Below are 1095 nucleotides of genomic sequence, written 5' to 3'. Positions count from 1 at the left end.
GCCTTGGCCCAGGTTTTGAGATAGTAGGAGGTTCCCGACAAATCCCAGATGATAAGCCTATCTCCGATCAACTTGGCGATGCCCGGCAACTGGCCTTCGATCAGTTCGATATTGCGAGCGTGGTAAAGAGCGCCGAGTTTCTCAAACCGCTTCCGCTTCGATACCCCGGCATCCTTCATCTGCTGATACTGCCGGTTCAGGTCGTCATAGCGGGTGTCCGCTTGAACCTCCTTGCTGAGATAGCCCAGCTTGGCATCCCAAATTTCTGGCTCGCCATCGGATATGATGATCGCCAGTTTGGTGGAGGGCTTGGCAAAATTCAGAAGATATCGAAAGGGCATCTCCAGGTCGGTCGCTTTGCCAGCCATCTCGATTTCGTCGATCGCTTGGTTCAGGGCCTTGATGTCGGTGGCGGTATCGCGCTCAACGGCAAGGTGGCGGTAAAGGGCTTCATCAAAGCCGACGACTTCGATTTTATAGGGATTGTCGAACGTCTTCAGGAAGGTCAAAAGCCAAGCCTTTGAGGCAAGCTTTGGGTCATGCTTTCCAACCGACCCCGATTGATCGAACAGGATCATGATATCCGGTTGTTCCTGGGCCGAACCCGATCCAACCGAACCAACCAGAACACAGACAATTAAGGCGACAGTTCGGATGGTGCGAGCAAGCATGTTCGCCTCCTGTCTATTCGAGGTTGGACAGGATGGTCGAACGCTTCTCCGCCAGGAAATCCTTGATTTCATTCTCGGCCATGAGTTTGCGCTCCGAGGCAAAGGCCGAAAAGTATTCATGGATGCTGTCGAATTCGGCAGTAACTTTTTCGATCAACTGACGCCGCAGGTCGGTGAGCTCGGATTGGTAACTACTCTCGAACCGTTCCTGAAGCCGCGACTTCTCGGACTCCGTCCACGCCATGATTTTGGACAGTGCCAATTCCTTCTGCGCGGCTACCGCCGCTTCCATCTCAGATAATTTTTCCCGGCGGCGTTCGTCGATGTCCCGATCCAGTTCGGCCATCTCCGCCTCAATCTCACGCTGCCGAGACAAGAGAGTGGTGATGCTCTCGTCGAGAGCGTCCTTGGTCCGGGTGAGATC

General features: G+C 54.2%; 2 protein-coding genes. Both read right to left on the bottom strand.

Annotated elements, in window-relative coordinates; translation table 11 throughout:
- On the bottom strand, nucleotides 1–671 hold a 671-nt coding region (locus A6A04_RS00060), incomplete at its 3' end, for a vWA domain-containing protein (protein WP_156612393.1).
- A 13-nt stretch (nucleotides 672–684) separates the two neighbouring features.
- Nucleotides 685–1095 (bottom strand): hypothetical protein (locus A6A04_RS00055; protein ID WP_216636062.1); only part of this gene is annotated, 411 nt, incomplete at its 5' end.

It is taken from the genome of Paramagnetospirillum marisnigri, assembly GCF_001650715.1.
GTDB lineage: Bacteria > Pseudomonadota > Alphaproteobacteria > Rhodospirillales > Magnetospirillaceae > Phaeospirillum > Phaeospirillum marisnigri.
Note: the sequence above shows the minus strand (reverse complement) of the source record. Positions and strands in the feature narration are given on the sequence as shown.